The 24,127-nt window shown below is 45.0% G+C and carries 19 protein-coding genes; 13 read left to right on the forward strand and 6 right to left on the reverse strand.

Features of this window, described 5'->3' with window-relative positions:
- Positions 1 to 2 precede the first annotated feature (2 nt).
- A complete protein-coding gene (locus tag Q4592_RS09240) occupies positions 3 to 770 on the forward strand; it encodes a YdcF family protein (protein WP_303512143.1) in 768 nt (255 codons plus the stop codon).
- A gap of 17 nt (positions 771 to 787) precedes the next feature.
- On the opposite strand, the gene Q4592_RS09245 is transcribed toward Q4592_RS09240, so the two are convergent.
- Positions 788 to 1,534, reverse strand: coding sequence for a potassium channel family protein (locus tag Q4592_RS09245; RefSeq protein WP_303512146.1), 747 nt, complete (start codon positions 1,532 to 1,534; stop codon positions 788 to 790).
- A 226-nt stretch (positions 1,535 to 1,760) separates the two neighbouring features.
- Here Q4592_RS09245 and glnE point away from each other — a divergent pair, with 226 nt between their 5' ends.
- Positions 1,761 to 4,625 carry a bifunctional [glutamate--ammonia ligase]-adenylyl-L-tyrosine phosphorylase/[glutamate--ammonia-ligase] adenylyltransferase gene (glnE, locus tag Q4592_RS09250; RefSeq protein ID WP_303512147.1) on the forward strand — a complete coding sequence of 955 codons (2,865 nt, stop codon included), beginning with the start codon at positions 1,761 to 1,763 and terminating at the stop codon, positions 4,623 to 4,625.
- A 60-nt stretch (positions 4,626 to 4,685) separates the two neighbouring features.
- On the opposite strand, the gene lpxL is transcribed toward glnE, so the two are convergent.
- Positions 4,686 to 5,612: an LpxL/LpxP family Kdo(2)-lipid IV(A) lauroyl/palmitoleoyl acyltransferase gene (gene lpxL / locus Q4592_RS09255; protein ID WP_303512149.1), complete on the reverse strand. Its 927-nt coding sequence runs from the start codon at positions 5,610 to 5,612 to the stop codon at positions 4,686 to 4,688.
- Between the two features lie 118 nt (positions 5,613 to 5,730).
- On the opposite strand from lpxL, the gene hldE reads away from it, so the two are divergent.
- Entirely contained in the window at positions 5,731 to 7,164 is a 1,434-nt protein-coding gene (gene hldE, locus Q4592_RS09260) for a bifunctional D-glycero-beta-D-manno-heptose-7-phosphate kinase/D-glycero-beta-D-manno-heptose 1-phosphate adenylyltransferase HldE (RefSeq protein ID WP_303512151.1), read from the forward strand.
- 67 nt (positions 7,165 to 7,231) lie between these two features.
- Here hldE and tolC read toward each other — a convergent pair whose 3' ends face one another.
- Positions 7,232 to 8,548 (reverse strand): outer membrane channel protein TolC, encoded by a 1,317-nt coding sequence (gene tolC / locus Q4592_RS09265; protein WP_303512152.1) that lies wholly within the window; start codon positions 8,546 to 8,548, stop codon positions 7,232 to 7,234.
- Between the two features lie 246 nt (positions 8,549 to 8,794).
- On the opposite strand from tolC, the gene nudF reads away from it, so the two are divergent.
- The 10 genes from nudF to Q4592_RS09315 all read left to right on the forward strand — a co-directional run bounded on the left by nudF (position 8,795) and on the right by Q4592_RS09315 (position 20,005).
- Complete coding sequence (nudF, locus tag Q4592_RS09270; RefSeq protein WP_303512154.1) at positions 8,795 to 9,445, forward strand: ADP-ribose diphosphatase; 651 nt, start codon at positions 8,795 to 8,797, stop codon at positions 9,443 to 9,445.
- Positions 9,435 to 9,875 (forward strand): DUF1249 domain-containing protein, encoded by a 441-nt coding sequence (locus Q4592_RS09275; protein WP_336622623.1) that lies wholly within the window; start codon positions 9,435 to 9,437, stop codon positions 9,873 to 9,875. Before nudF ends, Q4592_RS09275 begins: the two co-directional genes overlap by 11 nt.
- Positions 9,876 to 9,895: 20 nt before the next feature.
- Positions 9,896 to 10,720 (forward strand): 3',5'-cyclic-AMP phosphodiesterase, encoded by an 825-nt coding sequence (cpdA, locus tag Q4592_RS09280; RefSeq protein WP_303512156.1) that lies wholly within the window; start codon positions 9,896 to 9,898, stop codon positions 10,718 to 10,720.
- Positions 10,721 to 11,305: a YqiA/YcfP family alpha/beta fold hydrolase gene (locus Q4592_RS09285; protein WP_303512158.1), complete on the forward strand. Its 585-nt coding sequence runs from the start codon at positions 10,721 to 10,723 to the stop codon at positions 11,303 to 11,305. It begins immediately after the preceding gene.
- An 11-nt stretch (positions 11,306 to 11,316) separates the two neighbouring features.
- The gene (parE, locus tag Q4592_RS09290; RefSeq protein WP_303512160.1) at positions 11,317 to 13,209 is read left to right on the forward strand and encodes a DNA topoisomerase IV subunit B; all 1,893 of its coding nucleotides are present in this window, start codon (positions 11,317 to 11,319) and stop codon (positions 13,207 to 13,209) included.
- A 14-nt stretch (positions 13,210 to 13,223) separates the two neighbouring features.
- Positions 13,224 to 15,626: a bifunctional diguanylate cyclase/phosphodiesterase gene (locus Q4592_RS09295; protein ID WP_137674269.1), complete on the forward strand. Its 2,403-nt coding sequence runs from the start codon at positions 13,224 to 13,226 to the stop codon at positions 15,624 to 15,626.
- 14 nt (positions 15,627 to 15,640) lie between these two features.
- Positions 15,641 to 17,932, forward strand: a complete 2,292-nt coding sequence (parC, locus tag Q4592_RS09300; RefSeq protein WP_303512162.1) for a DNA topoisomerase IV subunit A — start codon at positions 15,641 to 15,643, stop codon at positions 17,930 to 17,932.
- A 74-nt stretch (positions 17,933 to 18,006) separates the two neighbouring features.
- Entirely contained in the window at positions 18,007 to 18,789 is a 783-nt protein-coding gene (locus Q4592_RS09305; protein ID WP_137674267.1) for a 1-acylglycerol-3-phosphate O-acyltransferase, read from the forward strand.
- A complete protein-coding gene (gene rraB / locus Q4592_RS09310; protein ID WP_137674266.1) occupies positions 18,786 to 19,157 on the forward strand; it encodes a ribonuclease E inhibitor RraB in 372 nt (123 codons plus the stop codon). Before Q4592_RS09305 ends, rraB begins: the two co-directional genes overlap by 4 nt.
- Before the next feature lie 101 nt (positions 19,158 to 19,258).
- Positions 19,259 to 20,005 carry an ABC transporter substrate-binding protein gene (locus tag Q4592_RS09315; protein ID WP_303512164.1) on the forward strand — a complete coding sequence of 249 codons (747 nt, stop codon included), beginning with the start codon at positions 19,259 to 19,261 and terminating at the stop codon, positions 20,003 to 20,005.
- A 13-nt stretch (positions 20,006 to 20,018) separates the two neighbouring features.
- On the opposite strand, the gene Q4592_RS09320 is transcribed toward Q4592_RS09315, so the two are convergent.
- The 3 genes from Q4592_RS09320 to Q4592_RS09330 are packed head-to-tail and all read right to left on the reverse strand — an operon-like array spanning position 20,019 to position 24,103.
- Positions 20,019 to 20,720, reverse strand: a complete 702-nt coding sequence (locus Q4592_RS09320; RefSeq protein WP_303512166.1) for a DUF445 domain-containing protein — start codon at positions 20,718 to 20,720, stop codon at positions 20,019 to 20,021.
- A 60-nt stretch (positions 20,721 to 20,780) separates the two neighbouring features.
- Positions 20,781 to 23,642 carry a valine--tRNA ligase gene (locus tag Q4592_RS09325; protein ID WP_303512167.1) on the reverse strand — a complete coding sequence of 954 codons (2,862 nt, stop codon included), beginning with the start codon at positions 23,640 to 23,642 and terminating at the stop codon, positions 20,781 to 20,783.
- A gap of 14 nt (positions 23,643 to 23,656) precedes the next feature.
- Positions 23,657 to 24,103: a DNA polymerase III subunit chi gene (locus tag Q4592_RS09330; RefSeq protein ID WP_303512168.1), complete on the reverse strand. Its 447-nt coding sequence runs from the start codon at positions 24,101 to 24,103 to the stop codon at positions 23,657 to 23,659.
- Positions 24,104 to 24,127 lie beyond the last annotated feature (24 nt).

A 24,127-nucleotide genomic window follows, 5' to 3' on the forward strand; every position in this document is an offset into this window, starting at 1 on the left:
CTATGGACAGCTTTAGCTTTGCATTAAAAAAACTGCTTACGGTACTGGCGATGCCTAGCACTGCCCTATGGCTAATATTGTTGTTCGCCTTGGTGCTTTTGCTGATTGGCCGCAAAATCCTCGCTCGAAGCTTAATGGTTGTGTGTGTATTGCTCACCTTTTGTTTAAGCCTTTATCCGGTAAGCGGTGCACTGTTGTACCACTGGGAAAAGCAATATAACGCCCTGCATGAACTACCGCTTGATACGGAAATGATCGTAGTATTAGGCTGCTTGCATTACCAAGATGAAAACCAACCGCTGTCTAGCCAAGTATTGCCTTGTGGGGCCATTAAGGTGGTTGAAGCAGTGCGTTTATGGCGCCAGCAACCGCAGGTGAAAATTTTGCTATCCGGCGGTGATAACGAAGGCAGTGGTGTACAACATGCCGATATGTTGGCCAAGCTTGCGATATCTTTAGGCGTTCCAGACTCAAAACTGGTTCGCAGTTATCAACTTAAAGACACTGCTGAGGAAGCCGCCAATATTGCGCGGCGTTATCCAAATACTAACTTAACGCTTATTACTCAAGCCTCACATATGCCCAGAGCAATGCGCTTGTTTGCGATGCAAGGACTTTATCCAACCGCCGCACCTACTTATTATCAGGTGAAAAACTGGCATGCGGATTTAACTTGGCAAAGCTTTATTCCTCGCCTTAGTCATATCGCTAAGGCCGATACCGCCACTTACGAAGCATTAGCAATGGCTTGGTTATCTATTCGCAGATAGTGTTTATTAGGCTTTAATTAGTCTTTAGTTTGCTGCAGTTGATTCAGCTGTTGTTGAATCTCGTTCAGTTGCTGCTGCAAGACGCGTTGTTCTTTTTGATGCTCTACCAACAGCTGCTCTATGCGTACCTCTTTGTTGGTTTTACCGCGCATTAACAAGGCCGACATTAAGCCCGAAACCGCACCAAAAAAGCCTACGCCAGTTAATATCATCAAACCCGCTATGATTCTGCCAGCGTCAGATACTGGCACAAAATCGCCGTAACCTACGGTAGAAATGGTCACAATGGCCCACCATAGTGCTTCACCAGCACTGCTGATTTGTCCGTTCGCTTGGTCTTGTTCGGCCAATAAAATACCAATTGAGCCAAGCAAAATAATCACTAGCAGCGTGAATAAAATGCTAGCTAAGGTAGATTCGATACGTCGGTGTTTTAGGTTTTTGAGTAAATGACGCTGCTCAACAATGCCGCGGATAAGCTTGATGGCGTGGAAGAAGCGTAATAAACGTAAAGCCTCCACCATTGGAATACTCGCCAGTAAATCTATCCAGTGGTGTCTTAGGTAAATCAGTGGCGCTTTACTGCGGATGGCGCTAACAATAAAGTGACTAATAAATACCACGCAAATCAGAGAATCTAAATTGATTAACAGTGCTCGTAGTTGCGTATCAGCGGGATAAAAAAAGATACAGCTAACGATGACTATAGCGATGAGAGATAAGGATAACATCACAAGGTCAAAGGCATTGATGGTGGTTTTCATAAGGCAATCCTGAGGCGATTTGAGCAATAACATCTTCACTATACTGTAGTTTTGATAAGTGAGATTTAGCTTTATTAAAAATCGCGGTTTTTCAATTCACTATCGTGATAAACCGCATATAAAGCAGGGCTTTTTGAACCCGCTTACACTCTATGGTTATGCGCTTGTACTTAGTGATAAATCGTGATGATATTAAGTTAAATTTTGCATTCGGGTTTTCTTCATCATGACCAATACTCTTCCCTTACCCAGCCAGCTTGCTACCTTAGCCTCTAAATCTTGGGAGCGACTGATTGAGTTTGAACCCAGCTTGCTTGAACAGTTGAGCCAGCAGCAGCAAGCTCAAACACAAGCGGCTTTTGCGCTTAGTGATTTTATTGCTCGCAGCTGTATTAGCCAGCCCAGTATGCTGTTAGACATTTGGCAGCAGCAATTACTTGATAGCCCACAAAATGAACAGCAACTGCGAGAGCAGCTATCAAGCGCGCTTGCAGAGCAAGTTAATGATGATGGCGCTAAAAAAGTGCTTCGCCAGTTCCGCCGTTTACACATGGTGTTAATTGCTTGGCGAGACTTGCTGTTAGCGCAAACGGTAAGCCATAGCTTTGCACAAGTATCAGCGGTGGCTGATAGCTGCGTAGATTGCGCCAATCAATGGTTGTATCAACGTTGCTGTGCTGAATCGGGAACCCCAACAGACGAGCAGGGGAACGCACAGCCGTTAGTGGTGATTGGTATGGGCAAGTTAGGTGGGCGCGAGCTTAACTTTTCGTCAGACATCGATTTAATCTTCTGCTACCCAGAAAACGGCGAGACCCAAGGTGGGCGTCGTAGTATTGCTAACCAACAGTTCTTTATTCGCATGGGACAGCGCTTAATTCAGCTTATTGATCAACCCACCCTAGATGGCTTTGTATTTCGTGTAGATATGCGTTTACGACCCTTTGGTGAATCGGGGCCATTAGCGGTGAGTTACGCCGCTTTTGAGGATTATTATCAGCACCATGGTCGCGACTGGGAGCGTTATGCCATGGTTAAAGCGCGAGTGATTAATCAAGATTTGCGTTTCGATCAAGACATTCAAGCCATGCTTAAGCCTTATGTATATCGCCGTTATATCGATTTCAGTGCGATTCAAGCGCTGCGCTCGATGAAAGCGATGATCAATTCAGAAATTCGCCGTAAAGGCTTGCGCGATAATATTAAATTGGGCTCCGGCGGGATCCGCGAAATTGAATTTATTGTACAAACCTTTCAGCTTATTCGTGGTGGTCGTGAGCCAGTATTGCAAACACGCTCTTTGCTCACCGCACTTACTCAGCTTAGCGAACACGGTGAACTGACCGAAGCACAAACCGATATGTTGCGAGAGCATTATTTGTATTTGCGCCAAGTAGAAAACATTCTCCAGCAAATAGACGACCAGCAAACGCAAACTTTGCCCGACAGTGAGTCAGACCAACAGCGGATTGCTTGGGTAATGGGCCATTCAACATGGGAAGCATTTTATCAGCACCTTCAGCAGCGCTTAGGCGAAGTGAATGCTTGCTTCCAAAGCGCTATTGGTGAGGAGGAACAAGAAGAGCACCAAGCAGGGCAAGAGTATGACGACCTGTGGCATTGCGGTGCTAACCGGGAAGACTTAGCCAGTTTAATGGGCAAACATGTATGTAGCGAAACCGAACAAAAAGCTCGCGTAGAAACCATGTACCACTTTATGCACGCGGTAGAACATAGGCAAATTGGCCAGCGTGGTAGGCAAACACTGGAGCGGATGATGCCTAGCTTGCTGCAGCAGTTGTTTGAACATCCAAAAACCAGCTTAGTATTGCCTCGGGTGATGGTATTGCTAGAGCGGATTTTATCGCGTACCGCTTATTTAGAGCTGCTGGCAGAAAACCCCGCTTCCTTACAACAGTTGCTACGTTTGTGTGCGGGTAGCGCGATGTTGGCCGAAAAACTGGCGAGCTTCCCTATTCTGTTAGATGAGTTGTTAGACCCCGGTGTACTGTATAACCCCGCAAGCGAAGACAGTTACGGGCAGCAACTGCGTGAGTTTATGCTGCGTATTCCGCCTGATGACATGGAGCAGCAAATGGAAGCGCTGCGTCAGTTCAAACAAATTCAACAATTACGGATCACTGCGGCGGATATCGCTGGAGCGCTCCCCTTGATGAAAGTAAGCGATCACTTAACTGCTGTAGCTGAAGTGATAGTGAATGCGGTGGTAGAGCAGGCTTGGAACCAAATGGTAGAGCGCCATGGCTATCCGTCGCAGTTAACCGAGCAACAACGTGGTTTTGCGGTAGTTGGCTATGGAAAAATAGGCGGCATTGAAACCGGCTATAGCTCAGACTTAGATTTGGTGTTTTTGCATAACAGTGACAGCAGTACCTATACCAACGGCGCTAAGCAAATCGACAGCAAGCAGTTCTACTTAAAACTTGCCCAGCGAATTATGCACTTATTTAATACCCGCACAGCTTCAGGCGTGTTGTATGAGCTTGATATGCGCTTGCGCCCTTCTGGTGCCTCTGGCTTGTTAGTGTCGGCCATTGAAGCCTTTGAGCAATATCAACTTACCGAAGCGTGGACATGGGAACATCAAGCGTTAGTGAGAGCGCGGGTAATTTATGGTGATGGTGAATTAGCCCAGGGCTTTGAGCAAGTACGTCGTAAGATTTTGGCCATCCCTAGAGATGCCAAAGACTTAGCCAAACAAGTTCAAGAAATGCGCAACAAGATGAAGGATCACCTCAGCCGAGAAACCGATGAATTGTTGGACTTGAAGCAATCTGCCGGAGGCATGGTAGATATCGAATTTATCGCTCAGTATTTGGTGTTATTGAATACTGAAAAGCACCCTGAGTTGAGCAAATGGACCGATAACGTACGAATATTTGAAAGCTGCGCCGAGCTTGGTTTATTGGAGGCTACGCAAGCCCAAGGTTTAACGCAGTGTTACCTAGATATTCGCGATGAATGCCACCGCTGCGGCTTACAAGGTTTACCTCGTTTGGCCAACAAAGCTGAGTTTGAACTTGATTTGAGTATAGTGACTGATACTTGGCAGCAGTTGTTTACTCGCTAGTTGGCTCATTCTACAAGGGTATTCGAAAAAGGGCTTGCTGATTCAGCAAGCCCTTTTTATTTAGTAAACGCCTGATTCACCCGGTGGGCGAGATTTAAAGCGGCGGTGAATCCACATATATTGCTCAGGTGCGCGCAAAATAGCCTTTTCTACTATTTGGTTAACGGTATGGGCGTCTTGCTCATCGTTGCCACTTGGGTAGTTTTCTACAGCAGGTTCTATCACCAAGGTAAAGCCAGAGCCATCGTTGTTACGTAAGGCATAGGTAGGCAGAATTTGAACATTTTTTACTTTGGCTAAAGTGGCTGTACCGGTAATGGTGGCGGCTTTATCTTGAGCAAAAAACGGTACAAATACCGCTGCATGAGTACCGTAGTCATGATCTGGTGCGTACCAAACGGCATTGTTGGTTCTTAGTGCTTTAATCATGCCGCGCACATCGGTGCGATCCACTAAGTATTTGTTGGATTTAGTGCGGCCGTGATACTGAAAGTACTCATATACGGCATTTTTATTGGGGCGGTAAATACCTACGCCGGGATCCAAAGTACCATAAGCACGGGCGTGGCTTTCTAAGGTCCAAAAGTGGGCACTAATTAACAAAATGCCGCCATCTTTTTCACGCGCCTTGTTTAGGTGCTCGGCACCTTCTACTTTAAAGTGCTTAGCAAACCGCCATTGTGGCCAAAACCACGCATTAGCGGTATCTACAACCGAGTGGCCTAAGTGCTTGAAGCAACCTTCTACTAATTGTTCGCGCTGTTCGGCGCTTTTGTCAGGGAAACAAATTTCTAGATTACGACGAGTGATATGAACTCGAGATTTGAGTAGCTTTTTAGCTAAGCGGCCAATGCCTAAACCTAAGTAATGCTGAATACGAAAAGGCAGCAGACTAATACTGAACATAAAGCCTATCAAGATCCAAGCGCCCCAGTTTTTAGGGTGAAGTGATGCTGCGCCGAGTTTAGGTGGAGATATTTTCGCCATATTTAACTTAGTTGTTGTAAGAATGTGTAAAGTCTACTGGATATCAAGAGATTATGCCGCAGACCATTAATTTAACTATGATAAACTGTTAGTAATTAATTATCGATGAGAGTGAACAATGAGAATTACCCTCCCTGAGTTTGCCCAAGCTAAGGTGCTAGTGGTTGGCGACGTAATGTTAGACCGCTACTGGCATGGACCTACCGGACGAATTTCACCTGAAGCACCGGTTCCAGTGGTTAAAGTTGAACAAATTGAAGAGCGCCCTGGCGGGGCGGCGAACGTAGCATTGAATGCCGTGGCCTTAGGCGCTGGCTCAACCTTACTAGGCATGAGCGGTGAAGATGAAGCTGGGCTAGCCCTTGAGAACCAGTTGGCAACGGTTGGGGTAGAGTGTCAGTTCACTAAATTTGCGGATTACCCCACCATTACCAAGCTTCGCGTATTAAGCCGCCATCAGCAGCTTATTCGCTTAGATTTTGAAGAAAATTTTCATGAGGTCGACAGTAAAGATTTAACCGCCAGTTTTGCCGAGCAAGTAAAACAGCATCAAGTGGTTATTCTGTCTGACTACAACAAAGGCGCTTTGAATCGTGTAGGCGATTTAATTGCGTTAGCGCGTGAAGCAGGGGTACCAGTATTGGTAGACCCTAAAGGCAGTGCCTTTGATAAATATCGCGGCGCTACTTTGCTTACGCCTAACTACTCTGAATTTGAAGCGGTAGTGGGCCCGTGTAAAGACGACGATGAAATTATTAGTAAAGGCTTAGCACTGATTGAACAGCTTGATTTAGAAGCGCTATTGGTGACACGCAGCGAACACGGTATGACCTTAATTCGTAAAGGTGAAGCTGAACTGCATTTAGCGGCGCTGGCCCAAGAGGTTTACGATGTTACCGGTGCCGGTGATACGGTTATCTCGACACTTGCTAGCTCTTTAGCAGCTGGCGCTAGCCTTGATGATGCTTGTGCTTTAGCCAATGCCGCGGCTGGGATTGTTGTTGGCAAGCTGGGTACGTCTACAGTATCTACCATTGAGCTGGCAAATGCGGTTTATGGTTCGCAAGAAACTGGCTTTGGTGTTTTAAGCGAGCAGCAACTTAAACTTGCTTTAGAAGCCGCTAAACGCCGTGGTGAAACGGTGGTTATGACTAATGGCTGTTTCGACATTTTACATGCTGGTCACGTTTCTTACTTAAACCATGCTCGCACCTTAGGTGACCGTTTAATTGTCGCCGTAAATAACGATGATTCAGTTAAGCGCCTAAAAGGTGAAGGCCGCCCAGTAAATAGTGTCGATCGCCGTATGGCGGTATTAGCAGGTTTAGGGGCAGTAGATTGGGTGGTTGATTTTAGTGAAGATACCCCACAACGCTTAATTGCTAACTTGTTACCAGACTTACTGGTAAAAGGTGGCGATTACAAGCCAGAAGAGATCGCCGGTGGTGAAGAAGTGATTGCCAATGGCGGACAAGTGAAAGTACTTAATTTTGAAGACGGTTGCTCAACCTCAGAAATCATTAAGTCTATTCGTCAAAATCAAATAGATTAACTGTTTGCTTAAATACTAAAAAGGCGCCAATTGGCGCCTTTTTTACTTTCTGATCATGCTACTCAGTTTATTGAGCAGGCATTAAACCAGAGTTAACCAACACTACGTCTTCTTCAGTTAGCGTACCAGCAGCTTGTTTTAGCGCTAGCATGTTAAGAATGTAGTCGTAACGAGCATTCGATAAATCGCTTTTCGCTGAGTAAAGGTTACGAGTAGCGTCTTGTACGTCAACAATAGTACGAGTACCTACTTCGAAACCCGCTTCGGTGGCTTCTAATGCACTTTGCGAAGATACCACGGTTTGCTCAAAAGCTTTAACCGAACCAATACTTGCGCTTACGTTGTTTACAACCGAGTTCACGGTACTTTGCACAGTACGGTAAGTTTGCTCTAGTGCTTCAGACGACGCAATGTAGCTAAACTGCGCTTGTCTTACTTGTGAATCAATACTGCCACCTAGGTAGATAGGCCAGTTAAACTCAAGGCCAATATTACCTGAATTTGCTTTGTTGTCTGTAGCGAAGTCACTGCCATACTGATTGTTGTTGTAACCAATGCCTGCCGTTAAGTCTAGCGTTGGTAAGTGACCACTTTGCGCGAGCTCAATCTGCTCTTGGGCGATTTCTTTAGAGATTCGCTGGGCGTTTAGCTCTAAGTTACGGTCGGTAGCGGTTGCTAACCAAAAATCTGAGCCCTGTTCTAAAGCATTTGGCTCAAAACGTTGGGTATTTAAAACATTGAGTTCGCGGTGCTCTAAACCAGTTAGCTCACGCAAATCTTCGTAGCTGTTTGACAGATCGTTACGCGCCTGAATCTCTTGCGCTAAAGTACGGTCGTATTCAGCTTGGGCTTCGTGCACGTCGGTGATTGCAGTTAAACCAACATTAAAACGCTGTTTAGTTTGCTCTAACTGACGGCCAACCGCGGTTTTGTTAGCTTCTACAAAGCTTACGTTGTCTATGGCGCGTAGTACATTGAAGTAAGCGTTGCTTACACGGATGATGAGGCTTTGTACGTCATTACCGTATACTGCTTCTACTCGCGTCGCATTCTTCTCAGAAATACTAAGGCTGGTCCAGTTGGTCTTAGAATATAGCGACTGGCTCAAACCTACAGAGGCATTAGTATTAGTAATACTGTCGATTAAGTCATCGTCAGTGCCAGTATATTTGGCGCCGGCGGCAAAACCAATTTGCGGTAATAATGATGCGCGAGACTCGGTAATTTGCTCAAAGGCGATGTCGCGCTGAGCTTTACTTTGCAAAATTACAGGATCTTTTTCTTGGGCTAGTTGATAAATTTGCAATAAATCATCAGCTTGAGCTTGAAAAGCTAAAGAGCTTACTCCACAAGCTAGTATTAACGATTTGATTTTGAGCTTCATTACGCCTTTCCTTTGGTCGCTAGTATATGTAGCGATGTTGATACGGAGTGAGTTAGTTTGATTTAGGAACAAAAGTCCTTGGTTTAAAACTAACATTTGCTAATTAATGCTAGTCTATACCAGCTTTATTTGTAGAGTAAGACCTAGATATCAAAGAAAAACCACTAATTTAAAGCAATTTGATATTTCAGCAATATATTCTGACGCATTATATACCAACCGTTACAAAAAGGAGACTAAGTTCGTATGCCTAAGCCACACACTGGTAGTCAGTTTTCTCATGATGATGTAGAAATCCAATCAGTTGAAGATGTATATCAAGGTTTCTTCAAGTTACAACGCTATACTCTGCGCCACCGTTTATACCAAGGCGGGTGGAGCAATTGGATGACTCGAGAAATGATGGATCGTGGTCATGCTGCGGGCATTTTGTTGTTTGATCCAAAATTGGACCAAGTGGTACTAGTAGAACAGTTTCGTATTGGTGCGGTAGAAACCGGTGCTAGCCCTTGGTTGCTGGAGATTGTCGCTGGCATGTTAGATAGCGGCCAGCCGCCATTAGAAGTAGCCGTTCGTGAAGCTGAAGAAGAAGCCGGACTTAACGTGGCGCGAGTTATTTCGTGTAATAGCTTTTTGCCTGGAGCAGGTGGTTTGAGCGAACGGATTCACCTCTATATTGGTGAAGTTGATTCAAGCCATGCTGGTGGCGTACATGGTTTAGATAACGAAAACGAAGACATATTGGTTAAAGTGATCAGTCGTGAACAGGCCTTTGAGTGGGTGCAAACGGGCGTTATTGATAACGCTGCCGCTGTGATTGCTATTCAATGGTTGCAGCTCAATTTGCAGAAAGTGATGCAGCAATGGCAGAATGATGGCGACGGTGATGGCCAATAAGGGAAGGCCCTCTAACTATCGGGTTAATCTTGACCAATTAATGCAGCTTTATGCGGCTAATTACACCTTGATGACTCGATTGTTTCCAGCCTCTTTAGAGGTGGGGGAAAGTTTACGTTTGATCCCCAAAGTCGGTGAAGACTACTTATTAGAAAGTAAAGAGTTGACTCGATATACTGCCTTATACGAAATTAGGCAGGCCACTTCCCAAGCGTATAATTATTTGCAACCGCAACTGTTAGTGCGTTTGTACCACGATGCGCGGTTGGCGGAAGTGTGTGCTAGTCAGCAGATTTATAAGCTAAAACCAAGGTATGATTACCCGAATAAAAAGATGCATCACCAAGATGAAAAGCATCAAACAAATCAGTTTCTTAATGACTGGTTGGTATTTTGTATAAAACAGCGGATTAAAGTTGAGTTTGCATAGTCAAACTACAAGAAAAGATTGTGGCATTTACTAAATTAGATATAAATACAGCAGAAGATGGCAACGTGCGCTTATTGCAAGTTACCGACACCCACTTGTTTGCTGATGACCAAACTGGCTTGCTGGGTGTAAATACTAGCGACAGCTTTAGTGCAGTTTTAGATAACGTAAAAAGTGAACAGATCCCTTTCGATTATATTCTCGCCACTGGCGATTTATCTCAAGATCATACCAAACGTTCATATCAACGCTTTGCTGAAAAAGTCGCAGAGCTAGAGCGCCCAAGTTTTTGGTTACCGGGTAATCACGATTTACAAGCTAACATGCAAACCCTAGCGCAATATGGGGTGTTAACGTCAAAGCAACTGATAAGCGAGCATTGGCAAGTGATTATGCTGGATACCCAAGTTGAAGGCGAACCTCACGGGGTGATGAGCCAGCAACAGTTAGATGACTTGGCACAAGCGTTAGCAGAATATCCAGATAAACATGTATTGATAGCAATGCATCACCAAGCCATTCCGGTGGGCAGCAATTGGTTAGATCAGCATAACTTAAAAAACGCGGAACAGTTTTTTGCGGTGATTGCTGATTACCCTAATGTTCGCGGTGTTATTTTTGGCCATGTACATCAAAACTACGAATTTCAGTTTGACGGTGTGGCGTTTATTGCAACCCCTAGCACCTGCATCCAATTTCTACCTTTATCGGCAAACTTTGCATTAGATCATCAACAGCCAGGCTGGCGTTATTTGCAGCTTACGCCTGAAGGGCGGATTGCCACTAGACTGCGCCGTTTACCTGAACGAAGCTTTCTTCCCGACCCAAAGTCCAAAGGTTACTGAGTGGAACTGCCTTCAGTCCTACTTTATCTACACGGCTTTAATAGCTCGCCTAACTCCGCAAAAGCACTCGCCATGGCGAGCTTCTTGGAAGACAATCATTCTGATATTCAGTTTGTGTGCCCGCAGTTGGCTTGTTATCCCATGGAGGCATGGCAACAAATTGAAAGCTTACTAACCCAATATCAAGATAGACTCATTGGTGTGGTAGGCAGCTCACTCGGAGGCTTTTTAGCCACTCGAGTCGCACAGTTAACCGGCGCGCCAGCGGTATTGGTTAATCCAGCGGTAAAACCTTATAACTTGCTTAAAGATTTTTTAGGCGAACAAACTAACCCTTATACTCAGCAAACATACTGCTTAGAAGAACAACACATAGAGCAGTTAAAGCAACTGGAAGTCAGTCAACTAAGCTGTCAGCAGCGGCTATGGGTGATGTTACAAACAGCAGATGAAGTTCTGGACTTTAACCTAGCTGTCACTGAGTATAATGGGGCAACTTTCACTATTGAAGAGGGTGGAGACCACAGCTTTCAAGGCTTTGAGCAATATTGTGGTGACATTCTCGACTTTTTGGCACGCAGGTAACGATTTCTATCATGGCTGATCAATATAATTCAGACTCTATTGAGGTACTAAGTGGTTTAGACCCGGTAAAACGCCGCCCTGGCATGTATACCGATACCACTCGCCCCAACCACTTAGCCCAAGAAGTTATAGACAACAGTGTTGATGAAGCACTCGCTGGCCATGCTCGCTCAATTACTGTCACCTTGTTTGAAGACCAGTCAATTGAAGTTATTGATGATGGTCGTGGTATGCCCACCGATGTTCACCCAGAAGAAAAGGTGAGTGGCGTAGAGCTTATTTTCACTCGCTTGCACGCTGGTGGTAAATTTAGCAACGACAACTACCAGTTTTCAGGTGGTTTGCACGGTGTGGGTATTTCGGTGGTAAACGCCTTGTCTTCACGTGTCGAGGTGCAGGTACGCCGTGATAGCCAAGTATTTGAAATGGCGTTTGAAAATGGCGATAAAGTTGAAGAGTTAACAGTAACGGGCACCGTTGGTAAACGAAATACCGGTACTCGAGTACGCTTTTGGCCCACAGCTAGTTATTTCGATAGCCCTAAGTTTTCTGTGTCGCGGTTACGTCATTTGTTGCGCGCGAAAGCAGTATTGTGCCCTGGCCTTAACATTAAATTTGTCGATAAAGTTAATAAACAAAACGACGAATGGTATTACGAAGATGGCTTAAAAGATTACCTAAGCCAATCCTTTAAAGATTTTATTAGCTTACCTGAAGACCCATTCACTGGCGCTTTTTCTAGTAAAGATGAAGCGGTAGATTGGGCGGTAAGTTGGTTACCCGAAGGTGGCGACAGCATTACCGAAAGTTACGTGAATCTTATCCCCACGGCTCAAGGTGGTACTCACGTAAATGGTTTGCGCCAAGGTTTGTTAGATGCGATGCGGGAGTTCTGTGAATTCCGTAATATTTTGCCACGAGGCCTTAAACTCACGCCCGACGATGTATGGGATCGTTGTTGTTATGTGCTGTCGGTAAAAATGCAAGATCCTCAGTTCGCTGGCCAAACCAAAGAGCGTTTATCGTCACGACAATCCGCGGCCTTTGTATCGGGTATTGTTAAAGATGCCTTTAGCCTGTGGCTAAATACCCATACCGACCAAGCAGAATTGTTGGCCGAAGTATTTATTAGTAATGCTCAGCGCCGAATACGTTCGACTAAAAAAATTGCCCGTAAAAAGGTGACTTCTGGGCCTGCTTTACCTGGCAAATTAACCGACTGTACTAGTCAAGACCCTTTAAAAGGTGAATTGTTCTTAGTAGAAGGTGATTCTGCTGGTGGTAGTGCCAAGCAAGCGCGCGAGCGAGAAATTCAAGCAGTTATGCCACTGCGCGGAAAAATTCTTAATACTTGGGAAGTTGATGCCAGTGAAGTATTAGCCTCACAAGAAGTACACGATATATCGGTCGCCATTGGCATTGATCCCGACAGTACTGATTTAAGCGGTTTACGCTACGGAAAAATATGCATTCTGGCGGATGCCGACTCCGATGGTTTACACATCGCCACCTTGCTGTGTGCTTTGTTTATGATGCATTTTCGAGCACTAGTTGAGCAAGGGCACATTTATGTAGCGATGCCGCCTTTATACCGAATTGATGTAGGGAAAGAAGTTTTTTACGCCCTTGATGAAGATGAAAAGCAAGGCATTTTGGATAGAATTGAAGCCGAGAAGAAACGCGGTAAAGTTAACGTACAGCGCTTTAAAGGCTTGGGTGAGATGAATCCTTTGCAGTTGCGCGAAACCACCATGGATCCAAATACGCGTCGATTGGTGCAGTTAACCGTTGAAGAAGAACAGCCAACCTTGCAGCTAATGGATATGCTGCTGGCGAAGAAGCGCTCGGGTGACCGTAAACAATGGTTAGAAGAGAAAGGCAATATGGCCTCAGATTTGGTATAGGGAATTATTAAGGCATGCGCGACTTACGTTTAGGGCTAGCAAATAAAGCACTACTACTATTATGTGGTGTGTTGCTGGTGACTTTAGTCGGCTTAATTAGTTTTAATCACGATAATCTTAAGAGTTTTTTCTTGCTAGGAAGAGCACAGGTTATTGAAAACCAGCAATATCAATTACAAAAATACTATGGTGACGTGTTCTCTCGCTTGCAGGGCGTAACCTCTAGCCAAAGTTATCGCTTCGATGACTTTGAAACCGAACAACTCTCTTCTATTTTCGATTCTTTTTGGCAGGATTTACGCGGTAATACCGAACTGCCAGTGCGTAGCTTAAGTGTGGTAGACCCACTAGAGGGCTTGAAGTACGAATTTGGTTATATTGCTCATAGCCAAAAAGCCTTGGAATGGATGCTTCAAGACCCGGAGACAGTAGAAGCTAAATGGATTTTAGATTGCCCGCTCAGTTGTAGGATTATTATCGCCACCGATTTAGAGCAATTAGAAGAGCAGGGCAGTTATCGGATTTTTTACAGCATTGACTCGCTGCGCTTACTTGAACTATTCCCAGCTAGCCAAGGCAGTCACCACTTCTTGGTAGAGTTAAACGAAGATTTGTCAGTGAACCTGCTTTATTCTGAATCGGCTTATCGCGATATGGTGCAGGATATTCTGGTAGGGCTGAACGCCAAAGATATTGTTAATGGCGTTGAGCAGTTTGATAGCGAAATGGGGCTGACTGAATTACACGCCTTTAAGGTAAACAATACTAGCCAAACTCGTCCTGTGTATTACGCCATTGTAAATGATATTAATACCCAGCTTAATCAGCTAAAAAGGGCTGACTACAACAATCTGTTATTTGGTATTGCCGCTTTGTTTTTTGCTGGCGCGATTGTGGTATTTGCCCTTAGCCCTTCACTGCGAAGAATGCGCCGCACCATTAATAATTTGCCCTTATTAGCGCGCTCATCACACAACTTGTTTAGGCGTAATTTAGAAACCAACGGCAAACGGTTTCTTCAAGATGAATCTGATGAACTCAACCACACACTGGTGAGGCTTTCTTATCAGTTAGAGGCGTTAGAGCAGCAGCTTAAAAGCCGTGCTGAAGAGCTTGAGTGGGTGGCTAATTACGATAATTTAACCGATTTACCTAACCGCCGTAAATTTGAGCGGGTGATTAACCAAATGGTTGAAAAACAGCGTTATGGCTGTTTACTAATGGTTGATTTGGATAACTTTAAATACGTAAACGACATTAGTGGCCATGGTGCTGGTGACGAAATGTTGCGCCAAGTGGCCTCGAGTTTAGAGCGTTTATTACCTAACGAAACCCTGCTAGCGAGAATTAGCGGTGATGAATTTGCGATCTATTTAGAAGATACCAGTTTGGCTTATGCCGAAGTGGTTGCGCAGCGCATTATTAGCATGCTGGCACAAGTGAGTGTGCCTGGGCATAACATTATTCATACTGCCTCCGCTTGTGTGGGCATTGTTGCCTTCCCAGAGCATGGCAGTGGCTTTGAAGATTTAATGGCTAAGGCCGACATTTGTAACAACCAAGCCAAAGAACGTGGTAAAAATTGTGTGGTGAGTTTCCAAGCCGAAAGCAGTGACTCCGAACTTGCCAAAAAACACTACTGGTTAGATTTGGCGCAAAATGCCATTGAGCGAGACCGCTTAGAGCTTTTTTATCAGCCAATCATGAATAACAAACTCAACAAAGTAGAGCACTACGAAGTGCTGCTGCGAGTGCGTGATGATAAAGACCAGTTACATTCGCCTTATCAACTTATTTTAGCGGCTGAGAAAAATGGCCAAATTGACAAAATTGATCTGTGGGTAGTGCAACAAGCCTTGCAGCAGATGGAAACTAATCTGCGTAATGGTTACACCGACAAGCTTGCTATTAACTTATCAGCACGCTCGTTCTGTAGCGAAAAAGTGATTGCTCGTATATCTCGTGAGTTTGTTAGCCGCAACATTGCGGGTGATATGATCATTTTTGAAATTACCGAAACCGCAGCTCTGCCCAATATGAAGCAAGCAGAAGATCATATTAAGCGTTTAAAAGCGCTAGGCTGTGCGATTGCCTTGGATGACTTTGGTGTCGGCTATTCGTCGTTCCACTCCTTAAAACAATTGCCTTTTGATTTCTTAAAAATCGACGGCTCATTTGTCCGTGAGATCCTTAATCAAAATGAAGATAGGGTACTTATTCAGGCATTGGTTGGCATTGCTAACGAGCTTGGCCATAAAACGGTGGCGGAGTTTGTCGAATCAGAAGCATTAAATAACGAACTGATTAGCTTGGGGGTTGATTACTCGCAAGGTTATTACATAGGTAAACCAGCTAGCGCACGCTATTTCTGGCAATTAGACAAAGCATCAGCAGTGCTAGCTTTGCAAGGAACATAAAAGGGTTATAAAGCATGAGTGATGCGAATGAACTCAGTTTAGAGGGCGTAGAACGCCTATCGATGAGCAACTTTACTGAGCAGGCGTATTTAAATTATTCCATGTACGTAATCATGGACCGTGCCTTGCCACATATTGGCGATGGTTTAAAACCGGTACAGCGTCGTATTATTTACGCTATGTCTGAGCTGGGCTTATCGGCGAACGCTAAATACAAAAAGTCTGCCCGTACTGTGGGTGACGTATTAGGTAAGTATCACCCTCACGGTGATTCGGCCTGTTATGAAGCCATGGTATTAATGGCGCAGCCGTTTTCTTATCGCCACCCTTTGGTTGATGGACAAGGTAACTGGGGCGCGCCCGATGATCCTAAGTCTTTCGCGGCAATGCGTTATACCGAAGCCAAATTATCGAAGTTCTCAGAGGTCTTACTTAGTGAGTTAGGCCAAGGAACTTGTGATTGGGTGCCAAACTTTGATGGCACCATGAACGAGCCCAAAGTATTGCCGGCACGTTTACCTCACATACTGCTCAATGGCGTAACTGGTATTGCTGTAGGTATGGCGACCGATATCCCACCGCATAACGTGAAAGAAGTCGCCAATGCTTGTGTGCATTTGCTGGATAACCCTAAAGCGCAGTTAGGGGATTTACTAGAGCATGTAAAAGCGCCTGATTATCCCACCGAAGCCGAGATTATTACGCCATCGAAAGATATTCAAAAAATTTATGAAACTGGCCGTGGCTCAATCAAAATGCGCGCAGTGTTTCATACCGAAGATGGTGAAGTGGTTATTACCGCTCTGCCTCATCAGGTATCTGGTGCCAAAGTACTAGAGCAAGTTGCCGCGCAAATGCAGGCTAAAAAATTGCCGATGGTTGTGGATTTACGTGATGAATCAGATCACGAAAATCCAACCCGAATTGTTGTAGTGCCACGTTCTAACCGCGTGGATGTAGACCAGCTAATGAATCACTTGTTTGCTTCTACCGATCTTGAACGCAACTACCGCGTAAACCTAAATATGTTGGGTTTAGATAATCGCCCACAGGTTAAGGGTTTAGTTCAAATATTAAGTGAGTGGCTACGTTTTCGTCGTGACGTAGTGCGTCGCCGCCTGCAGTACCGCTTAGATAAAGTGTTAGCCAGACTACACATATTAGAAGGCTTGTTAATCGCCTTTTTAAATATTGATGAAGTCATTGAGATTATTCGTACCGAAGATGAACCTAAAGCAGCCCTTATGGAGCGCTTTGGTTTATCCAATAAGCAAGCTGAATCAATTTTAGAAATTAAATTGCGTCAGTTAGCGAAGTTAGAAGAAATCAAAATTCGTGGTGAACAAGCTGAGCTGGCCGAAGAACGCGATAAGCTTGAAAAGTTATTAGGCAGCGAGCGCCGCATGAGCACTTTGCTCAAGAAAGAGTTAATTGCCGATGCAGAAACCTACGGTAATGATCGCCGTTCGCCGCTGATGGTACGTGCCGAAGCAAAAGCACTGAGCGAAAAAGAATTGATGCCAAACGAAGCCATCACGGTGGTGTTATCGGATAAAGGCTGGGCACGCGCGGCGAAAGGCCATGAAGTTGATGCCCACGGTTTGAGTTATAAAGCTGGCGACAGCTTTTTAGGCAGCGCCAGTGGCCGCAGTAACCAACAGGCGGTGTTCTTTGATACCGCAGGGCGAAGCTATTCGCTCGATTCGCATACCTTGCCATCTGCGCGAAGCCAAGGTGAGCCATTAACCGGTCGCTTTAATCCCGCACCGGGCGAAATGTTTGGCCATGTGGTGATGGCCGATGATGAGCAGCGCTATTTAATGGCGTCTGACGCCGGTTATGGCTTTATTGGCAAATACGCCGATATGCTGAGCAAAAACAAAAACGGTAAGGCTTATTTAAACCTGCCATTGGGCAGTAAAGTTATGGCGCCGATTGTGGTGCAAAACTATGATACAGATAGCTGCTTGGCCATTTCTAACGAAGGTAGAATGTTGGTGTTCCCGCTGACTAGCTTGCCAGCATTGGCGAAAGGTAAGGGCAATAAGCTGATTAGTATTCCATCGGCACGGGTTAAGAATCGTGAAGAGTATGTCACTTTACTTAACGTAGTACCTGCAGATGCAGCGGTGACCTTATTTGCCGGAAAGCGCAAACTTACCTTAAAACCGAGCGACTTAGACCATTACCGTGGAGAACGAGGTCGCAGAGGGAATAAACTGCCGCGTGGTTTGCAACGTGTTGATGCGGTTGAAGTTGAAACCAATGCAAGCATCGCTGACGAGCCATCTGCAGATGACGCTTAAGTTAAGTTTTTCAGCTTACACTTGTTCACCTAAAATGCAGCGCGTATACTGCGGGCTGTTTTAATGGGGGTGCTATGTTAGCCGTAATCCGAATTTTGTTTATTGCTGTGGTAATGCTAACGGCATTTCCGTTTGTTATTTTGTATTGTTTAACACGACCGCGTCATCCAGACTTAGTACATCAAATTGGTGTATTAATCGCTAAGTGTGGCCGTTTTGTGGGCATTAACGTTGAAGTACGTTGGGTTACGCAAGACCTGCCGGATAAAGCGGTGTGGGTTGCTAATCATCAAAATAGCTACGACATGTTCACTTTGCCCTTTGCCTTGCGCAAAGGAGTGGTGTCTATTGGTAAAAAGAGCTTAGCTAAAATTCCATTTTTCGGTCAAATTTACTGGATTACCGGCAATATTCTGATTGATCGAGATCGCCGTAGTAAAGCTGCAGACACCATTAAACAAGCCGCTGAAGCCATTGATAAACGCCATTTATCGGTATGGATGTTCCCCGAAGGAACACGTAGTTATGGCCGTGGTTTGCAAGCCTTTAAAACCGGTGCTTTTCATTTAGCTATGCAAGCAAAAGTACCGATGTTACCGATTTGCTGTTCTTCTACTCATGGTCAAGTAAAACTAAATCGTTGGAATAACGGCAAAGTGATCGTAGAGGTTGGTCAACCGATTGATGTCAGCGCCTGGAAGAGCAACCTACGCGCCGAAATTGGCCAATTACACGACACCATGGAACAGCGGATTTATGAGCTCACCATGGAAGCACGTGGTGAAGCGGCAGATTACCAAGACGTTCACAATAAACAGCTAGCAGGCCAAGATGTGTTGGCAGGAGAACAATCATGAGCATGCAACAAGTGGTTGCCGATTGGCAGGAAGAAACAGATTTAATTATTCAAGAGTTGTTGGCCGATGGCAGCGACCCTGACGCTGAGTACACGATTGAACACCACTTAGCGAGTAAAGACTTTAAAGTGCTAGAGAAAGCCGCTGTAGACGTGTTTAAAGCGGGTTTTGAAGTGAGTGACGCTGAAGAAGCTGAGTTAGAAGACGGCACTAAGGTGTGGTGTTTTGATGTAATTGTTGAAGCGCCGCTCGAAGCTGAAGGTATCAAGCAAGATATTGAAACCTTGGCTAAAATAGCTGAAAAGAATAAAGTGATTTACGATGGCTGGGGAACGTACTTTGAGTCTGATGAAGAAGATGACGATTAAGTAGTAAAGGTTTCTAAAAAAAGCGACGCTAATGCGTCGCTTTTTTTTTACTACACTAATTATACTAAGAGAAACTGTAACGATGGGCTAAAGGAATAGCAGTGATTTTAAGAATCTTGTCGGTATGGTGTTTTGTGTGTTGGTCTGTATCAGCTCAGCAAGCTATCACAACTGCGAACGCCCATTGGCCACCTTGGCGAACCATTGAGTCTGATGGCAGTTTAAGTGGAATAGAAATCGACATCTTGAGAGGGTTAAGTGCCCGCTTGGAACTAGACCTAGTAACAAAAGGATGTGGTTGGAAACGTTGCTTGAAACACATGATGATGGGCGAGAGTGACCTAATGAGTGGTTTATATAAAACTGCTGAGCGCGAGCAATACATGGCTTTTGTAGAGCCTCCTTATCGAAGTCATCAAAACACCTGCTTTTATTTGTTACATGACAGTCAGCTTAAGATTAATAGTTATCAAGACCTGAAAAGTTTACGTATTGCAGTGCAAAGTAAGGTGGCTTACTTCGAGCGCTTTGATAAAGACGAGCAGCTGTTTAAGCATGAAGTAATAGATGACATAGCAGCATTTCGTTTGCTAAAAGGAGAGCGTGTAGACACGCTTATAATGTCATGTGCTGAAGGGGATTATTTCATAAAGGAACAAAGTATTAGTGCATGGTTTAAACACGCTAACTATGTGGAACAGGAGCATCGGCCCGTATATTTTGCTATTTCTAAACACTCTCCATTGGTACAGAGAAAACAAGAACTATCTAAAGCTTTACAAGACATGCTAGACAGTGGAGAAGTACAAAGCTTGCTGGAACAGAACAAGTTGTTAAAGCGCGACTAGCGCGCTTTTTAAATTATACCAAGCCGTGAATTAAGCCAAAGAGCCCGCCAAATACGCCGCCCCATACCACTAACCAGCCAAGGTGTTTGCGGATCATTTCTTGAATAATTTGCTTAACCAGTTGTGGGGTGAGCTCAGCCAAACGTTGCTCAATAATCACCGTGATTTTTTGCTGCACGTCGCCTAAATGTTCAGGTTGCTCAAGCTCTTCGCGCAGCGCTTCACTAAATTGCTCATCTTCGCTAATTTCAATCACTGCATTTTTAAGTTTATCGATGAATGGTTGTTCTAGTGGAGTAAGTGCTTCTTTACCGCCTACCATGGCTAACATGCCACCAAACGACGAGCTCTCAATAGTTTCAACTAAGGCGTGGTAGGCTGGGCTGAAGTCTGTTTTGTCGATAACTGGGCGCAGGTTAAGCTGCACCGCTTTGCCGCTGGCATCAGACAAAAATCGGTCGATGTTTTCGGGAGTGAAAAATTGATTAAGCATTAGCTGTTTAATGCCCGCTTTAAAATCATCAAAACGTGCCGGAATAATTCCAGAGCCATACAAGCCCGGCACTTTTTCAAACAACATATGAATCGCAATCCAATTAGTCGCCGCGCCCGATAGCGCAAACAATCCGATAGAGAACACCAAGCTATGATTAGCAAAGTAGCCAAACGCTACCAACGCTAAGGTGATTAAGTTGGTGATTAAGCTTTTATTCATTTTTTGTCCTTTCACAAACAAAAAAGTCCTCCCGCAGGAGGACTTTTTAATCATAGAATACTAAAGCGCTGCAATAGTCTCTTGCTGAGCCACTAGCTTAGCTTTGGCATTTTCCATCTCTTCTAGCTTGCCACGTTCTTTTGCAATAACTTGCTCTGGCGCGTTCGCTACAAATTTTTGGTTAGACAGTTTGCCAGATACTTTAGACAGCTCTTTATCTAGCTTTTCAAGCTGCTTGCCGATACGGGCTAGCTCTGCATCTTTATCGATAAGACCAGCCATAGGAATCAAGATTTCCATATCACCAAGAATAGCGGTGGCAGAGGCTGGAGCCGCTTCACCTTCGGCTAATGCTGTAGTGCTTTCTAACTTAGCCAAAGAGGCTAAGAATGGGGCGTTATCGTTTAAGCGGCGTAAATCTTCGCTTGAAGCATTTTTCAGCAATACATTTAGTGGTTTATTAGGGCTAATGTCCATTTCACCACGAATGTTACGAATAGCCAGAATGAACTGCTTAAGCCACTCTAAATCTGCCACTGCTGCTTCGTCGATGCGTGAAGCATCAAACTCAGGAATGCTTTGCAGCATAATGCTGTCTGTTGCTTCAGCTTTACCGGCCAATGGGGCGACTTGGCGCCAAATAGTTTCGGTAATGTAGGGCGTGATTGGGTGCATTAAACGTAATAGACTCTCTAGAACGTTAAGCAGAGTATTACGTGTACCACGTTGCTGGGCTTCAGTGCCTTTAAACAATACTGGTTTAGTCAGCTCTAAATACCAACCACAGAACTGATTCCAGGTGAATTCGTAGATTAGCTGGGCAGCAATGTCGAAGCGGTAAGTATCCAGTGCTTCACGGTAAGCTTTAACGGTTTGTTGGTATTGGCCTTCAATCCAACGATCAGCCAGCGAAAACTCCATTTCGCCACCGTCTATACCGCAATCTTGCTCTTCGGTATTCATTAGTACGTAACGGCTAGCATTCCATAACTTGTTACAGAAGTTACGGTAACCCTCCAGGCGGTTCATGTCCCAGTTAATGTCACGACCTGTTGTAGCCATGGCAGCAAGGGTGAAACGCAGGGCATCAGTACCGTGGGCTTCAATGCCGTCTTCAAAGGTTTTACGGGTATCTTTTTCAATTTTCTTGGCGAGCTGCGGCTGCATCATGTTGCCACAACGCTTGGTCACTAAGCTTTCTAAATCGATACCGTCAATCATGTCTAACGGGTCAAGCACGTTACCCTTAGACTTAGACATCTTGTCGCCATTTTCATCACGAATAAGCCCCGTTACATACACGGTTTTAAACGGTACTTGTGGCTTGTTGTTTTCGTCTTTCATGAAATACATGGTCATCATGATCATTCTGGCTACCCAGAAGAAAATAATGTCAAAACCGGTAACCAACACATCACTTGGGTGGAAGGTGGCGAGGTTCGGCGTTTTTTCAGGCCAGCCTTGCGTGGCGAATGTCCATAAGCCTGAAGAGAACCAGGTATCTAATACATCGTCGTCTTGGCGAAGCACAACATCGTCAGCCAAGCTGTGTTTGCTGCGTACTTCGGCTTCGTTACGGCCTACGTATACTTTGCCTGATTCGTCGTACCAAGCAGGAATGCGGTGACCCCACCAAAGTTGGCGAGATATACACCAATCTTGAATGTCACGCATCCAAGAGAAGTACATGTTTTCGTATTGCTGAGGGACAAATTTAATATCACCGTTTTCAACGGCTTCTGTCGCAGTTTTAGCTAGTGGTGCTGCGCGTACATACCATTGGTCGGTAAGCATTGGCTCAATCACTACGCCACCACGGTCACCGTAAGGCACGGTGTTGTTGTGGTCGGCAACTTCTTCAAGTAAACCTAATTCATCAAACTTGGCAACAATCGCTTTGCGTGCTGCAAAGCGCTCTAAACCTTGAAACTCTGCAGGAATATCTGTTGGATAAGCGTTTGAGGGTTCACCGTTAGTATTAAATACTTCTGCTGCATCGCGAATATCAGCATTCAAGGTAAGAATGTTGATCATTGGCAATTGATGGCGTTTACCTACTTCGCAGTCATTGAAATCGTGAGCGGGGGTGATTTTTACACAGCCCGTGCCCTTTTCCATATCGGCGTGTTCGTCGCCAACAATTGGAATGCGACGGCCAACTAAAGGTAGTTCAATAAACTTACCAATTAGCGCTTGGTAGCGCGGATCTTCGGGGTTAACCGCAACACCAGTATCACCCAGCATGGTTTCTGGGCGGGTGGTAGCAACCACTAGGTAGTTCTTACCTTCGCTGGTGGTTTCACCATCTGCCAGTGGGTAACGCAAATGCCACATGTGGCCTTTTTGCTCTTTGTTTTCTACTTCTAAGTCTGAAATAGCGGTATGAAGCTTTGGATCCCAGTTTACTAGGCGCTTTCCACGGTAAATTAAATCATCTTCGTATAAACGTACAAAGGCTTCTTCAACAGCTTTAGACATGCCGTCATCCATGGTGAAGCGTTCACGCTCCCAGTCTACCGATGCACCTAAACGGCGTAGCTGCTTAGTAATGGTACCGCCAGATTCGGCTTTCCAGTCCCAAATTTTGTCGATAAAGGCTTCACGGCCGTAATCGTGCTTAGTTTTGTCTTCTTCTGCTGCGATCTTACGCTCTACGACCATTTGCGTAGCGATACCGGCGTGGTCGGTACCAACTTGCCATAAGGTGTTTTTACCTCGCATGCGTTGGTAGCGGATCAGCGTATCCATAATGGTGTCTTGAAACGCATGTCCCATATGCAAGCTGCCAGTTACGTTAGGCGGTGGGATCATGATGCTGTAGGCTTCTTTAGATGTATCGCCATGCGGCTTAAAGTGGCCTTGTTGTTCCCATTCTTGATATAGCGCTTGTTCAATTGCGCTTGGGTTGTAGGTCTTTTCCATTGGATGTACTGACTCTATGTAATGTCTGGGTTTGTGTACGCTACGGTGTCTAATTGTAGACCCTGTTGGCGATACACTCGATAACGTTCTCTAGCCGCAGCTTTACCGGTTTCATCTGCTGGCACAAAATCGATAATATGCTGAAAATTTCGGGCAAAATCTGGCGCGGTGTTGGTGAGGTTCACTAAACACTGGCGACGTTGCCTTGGTGCCTGCCAAGATATTTCGACTGGCGCCCCACCTTGAGGGCCTTCACCACTGAGATTGTGCGGTACAAATTGTTCTGGCTCAAATTGCCATAACACTTCGTCTAACCGCTCTGCGTGCTGTTTTGATGAGGTATACACTTGTATTCGCTCACCATTTCGATAGTACTGTGCGAGGATCTCACACACTATTTTATCGAGTGCTTCGCTGTCAGTGGTGACAGAATCGGGCATGATATAAAATTTCGCTTTCATACGCTAGAGACTACTCGTTTGAAA

Source organism: Agarivorans sp. 1_MG-2023 (assembly GCF_030548385.1).
Lineage (GTDB): Bacteria > Pseudomonadota > Gammaproteobacteria > Enterobacterales > Celerinatantimonadaceae > Agarivorans.

Coding starts and splice junctions, on each gene's coding strand:
- tolC (WP_303512152.1), bottom strand. CDS start 8,548: ATGAAGCTCAAAATCAAATCGTTAATACTAGCTTGTGGAGTAAGCTCT.
- Q4592_RS09245 (WP_303512146.1), bottom strand. CDS start 1,534: ATGAAAACCACCATCAATGCCTTTGACCTTGTGATGTTATCCTTATCT.
- Q4592_RS09325 (WP_303512167.1), bottom strand. CDS start 23,642: ATGGAAAAGACCTACAACCCAAGCGCAATTGAACAAGCGCTATATCAA.
- nudF (WP_303512154.1), top strand. CDS start 8,795: ATGCCTAAGCCACACACTGGTAGTCAGTTTTCTCATGATGATGTAGAA.
- Q4592_RS09275 (WP_336622623.1), top strand. CDS start 9,435: ATGGCCAATAAGGGAAGGCCCTCTAACTATCGGGTTAATCTTGACCAA.
- Q4592_RS09295 (WP_137674269.1), top strand. CDS start 13,224: ATGCGCGACTTACGTTTAGGGCTAGCAAATAAAGCACTACTACTATTA.
- Q4592_RS09305 (WP_137674267.1), top strand. CDS start 18,007: ATGTTAGCCGTAATCCGAATTTTGTTTATTGCTGTGGTAATGCTAACG.
- Q4592_RS09320 (WP_303512166.1), bottom strand. CDS start 20,720: ATGAATAAAAGCTTAATCACCAACTTAATCACCTTAGCGTTGGTAGCG.
- parE (WP_303512160.1), top strand. CDS start 11,317: ATGGCTGATCAATATAATTCAGACTCTATTGAGGTACTAAGTGGTTTA.
- lpxL (WP_303512149.1), bottom strand. CDS start 5,612: ATGGCGAAAATATCTCCACCTAAACTCGGCGCAGCATCACTTCACCCT.
- glnE (WP_303512147.1), top strand. CDS start 1,761: ATGACCAATACTCTTCCCTTACCCAGCCAGCTTGCTACCTTAGCCTCT.
- rraB (WP_137674266.1), top strand. CDS start 18,786: ATGAGCATGCAACAAGTGGTTGCCGATTGGCAGGAAGAAACAGATTTA.
- Q4592_RS09330 (WP_303512168.1), bottom strand. CDS start 24,103: ATGAAAGCGAAATTTTATATCATGCCCGATTCTGTCACCACTGACAGC.
- Q4592_RS09240 (WP_303512143.1), top strand. CDS start 3: ATGGACAGCTTTAGCTTTGCATTAAAAAAACTGCTTACGGTACTGGCG.
- parC (WP_303512162.1), top strand. CDS start 15,641: ATGAGTGATGCGAATGAACTCAGTTTAGAGGGCGTAGAACGCCTATCG.
- hldE (WP_303512151.1), top strand. CDS start 5,731: ATGAGAATTACCCTCCCTGAGTTTGCCCAAGCTAAGGTGCTAGTGGTT.